The organism is Actinocrinis sp., from assembly GCF_035946395.1.
Lineage (GTDB): Bacteria > Actinomycetota > Actinomycetes > Streptomycetales > Catenulisporaceae > Actinocrinis.
The window spans coordinates 1-1864 of record NZ_DASYZI010000094.1 but is presented as its reverse complement, the minus strand read 5'-3'; the positions used below and the strand labels follow the sequence as shown (position 1 = coordinate 1864).

2 protein-coding genes are annotated in these 1864 nt (G+C 69.5%); both read right to left on the bottom strand.

The genetic code is table 11. The annotated features are described in order from the left end of the window. On the bottom strand, positions 1-1691 hold a 1691-nt coding region (locus tag VGS97_RS06265), incomplete at its 3' end, for a hypothetical protein (RefSeq protein WP_326852269.1). Further along, positions 1691-1864, bottom strand: a 174-nt coding sequence (locus VGS97_RS29780) for an alpha/beta hydrolase domain-containing protein (RefSeq protein WP_414641653.1), incomplete at its 5' end; no start/stop codon positions are given. The genes VGS97_RS06265 and VGS97_RS29780, both read right to left, overlap by 1 nt.

Genomic DNA, 1864 nt, shown 5'->3' with positions numbered 1-1864 from the left:
GGCTGGATGCCGCGGCGCTCGGCCGCCGTGGCCGGCAGCAGGATCTGACCGTCGACCCACTCGTAGTTCGTGCTGGGCGGGGGTGCGATGCCGCGCTCCACCCACGCGGCGAGGTCGCGCAGGGCCTGCTCGAGCACGCCGCGGTAGTTGACGATGCGCGTAGACCGGTCGGGGTGGAGGTCGATGCGCGGCATCACCGCGGGGTCCTGGTGCATGGCGTGGTCGGTGAACCACACGCGGTACTGGTCGTCGATGCGACCGCCGAGCGCCGCCTCGACCCGCTTGCGGTACCACTCGACCTGCTGCGGGTACGCGATCTCGTCGAACAGGCTCTGGACGACGATCATCTTCCCCGCGAAGCGCCCGTCCATCCGGCCGGCGCCGTTGTTGCGCACGAAGCGCGGACCGAGGAGCTGCGGGCGCTGCGGGTAGATTGGCCGGCCCGCAACGCGGAACTGGTCGAACTCCGGGTACTCGTCGCCCGGAGGCACCTGGTGCCGGTGGTAGGTCTGGAATGCGAGATAGGGCGTGTTGTCGACGAGCACATCGTCGCCCACGCCGACGCTGCGCAGATACTCGAACTCCTCCTGGCCGATGCCGGTGGTGACGTGGTCGCCGCGTCGTCCGGAGATCCAGACGTGGTGACCCGCCGCGCGTCCGCTCGTGAAGCGCAGCATGGCGCCGGTGAGGTCGGCGTCGGGCACCTGCTCGAGCACGTACGCCACCGGCACGTCGTCGACGTGTAGCCCGCGCAGCGCCATCGGGACCGGCAGCCCGAGGTGGCGCGCCTCGGGCGGCAGGATCAACTTCGCGATCCGCGACGTGTGCTCAACCCTCGCGGCGAGGAGCGACTCGGTGGGGTTCGCGCCGAGGTAGCCGGGGACGGTCCAGAAATCGCCGAAGTAGGTTGGGTCCCAGGTCGTGAAGTGGTCGAATAGGCCTGCCCACACGGTCGTGTACTGGAGGCGAATGCGCTCTGCGTCGAACCACGCACCCGGCGGGAAGCCCATTCGGGTCGCTTCGGCGAGCGCGTCGCGCTCCTCGGTGGTGAGGCCGGCATACATGTCGCCACCTCCCCCGGGCTCGGCCGCGTCGACGATCTGGGGCAGCTTTGGGCCGAGCACGCGGAAGGCGTGCGCCTGCACCGAGAACATGCTCGGCAGACTCTGGAGCGTGCCGTGGATGTAGGGCACCGCGCCGTCCCACACATCGTCGCCGTTCTCGATGCACGCCATCGCGCGGTACGCGCCACCGCTGCCGCCGAACACGTACCCGTACGGGCGGTGCTCGCCGTACATCTCGGCTGCGAGCACACGCGAATACGTTGCGACCGCGGCACTGGCGCGATAGCCGGCAACCGTCGAGTCTTCACCGCGCAACGCGCGGCGGAACCGTCCCAGGTTCGACTCCACGAGATAACCGCCGCTCGCGACCGCGAACTCGATGTAGCCGGTGAACGCTCCCTCCGTGGCGCCGTGCTCCGATCCTGGCACCGGCGACACCGGGTGGAAGAAACGGCCTTGATAGCGCGTCGCTTCGGGGAAGTACATCGAGAACCGGCAGTCGGTGCCGTCGAAGCCACCGTGGACGTAGCGGTGCCGTACCGGCTCATCACGCCACTCGTCGACGCCGACGAACGGCGCCGTGAACATCGGATCGCTCAGCCCCATCGGCCGTCCAGCGTCTGTCATCACTCTCCCCCCAGGTCGAGGTTCGCGGCTATCTTTGCCGCTTCGTCGTAGCGGGCGGACGACTCGGCGGGTCGCAAGCCGCCGGCCGCGACGAGCTCGTCGACACCGCGGCGGTACGCGTCAACGTACGCGTCGCGCGAGCGGTAGAGCGTGCGCAGCTCGTCCCGCGAGAA